Source organism: Micromonospora sp. M51 (genome assembly GCF_018070305.1).
In the GTDB taxonomy this organism is placed as follows: Bacteria; Actinomycetota; Actinomycetes; order Mycobacteriales; family Micromonosporaceae; genus Micromonospora; species Micromonospora parva.
The window spans coordinates 1-912 of record NZ_JAGPXZ010001292.1 but is presented as its reverse complement, the minus strand read 5'-3'; the positions used below and the strand labels follow the sequence as shown (position 1 = coordinate 912).

1 protein-coding gene is annotated in these 912 nt (G+C 71.7%); it reads right to left on the bottom strand.

Annotated features, from left to right (window positions below; translation table 11 throughout):
• On the bottom strand, window positions 1–785 hold a 785-nt coding region (locus KBX53_RS34365; protein WP_210863966.1), incomplete at its 3' end, for a sulfotransferase.
• Window positions 786–912: the final 127 nt, after the last annotated feature.

The following is a 912-nucleotide window of genomic DNA, read 5'->3' as shown; positions in this document are numbered from 1 at the left end:
CCCTTCTCGAAGCCGGTCGACCAGCGCAGACCGAGGAAGTCGAGCATCCGGGCGACCTGCTCACGTGGCTGCTCGACCAGGTCCTCGTAGCGCACGTCGAGCCACTGGTCGGCCGGGTGCCGCAGCCGGGCCTGGGCGAAAGCCTCCATCAGCATCTTCCACCCCAGCGCGGCGAGCACCGGGAACGAACGGCCGGACTCGATCCACTCCTCCCGCAGGTCGGACGGGAGCGGGCCGTAGATCCAGTTGTCCGGCCCGCGCCACCCGTCCCACCAGCCCATCTGGAGCCACGAGTTGGCCACCGCGCGGCCGTCGCGGACCACGTTGACCACCCGCAGATCCGGGTACGCGGCGTGCAGCAGACCGGTGCGCGGCCACCCGGTGACGTGCTGCACCAGCTGTTGACAGCCCTGCCGGGCGATCCGCTCGTCGAAGAAGGCCCGCAACCGTCGGGACACGAACGGCGTCAGGTCCTCGGCGACCAGGTCCCGGCACGGCCGGGAGAAACCGGCGAGCACCTGCCGGTCGAGCAGGTGGTACGCCTCCGACGGCGCCACCCGGAGCCGACCCCGCTCCAGCAACCGTCGACTGTGTCGCAGCGAGGTCATCCCCGCCGGGCGTGGTGCCGAGCGCCGGTAGAGCAGGCCGTTGAACCGGCCCTTGGGGTTGAGCCGGGCCAGTTTGTCGTCCAGGCCGGAGACGAAGCCGACAGCGGGATGCCGGGAGAGCAACTCCTGGACCAGTGTCGAACCGCAGCGACCGGTGCCCACCACCAGTGAGAGCATCGTTCAGCCTTCCTGCCGGGTGGCGGGTGACGGGGAGACGGCCGGGTCCGCGGCGCGGCGGACGGCTGACGAGGTGGCCGCCGGGTGGCGTAACGGGTAGCCGAAGCGGGTCAGGGCCACGGCGGTC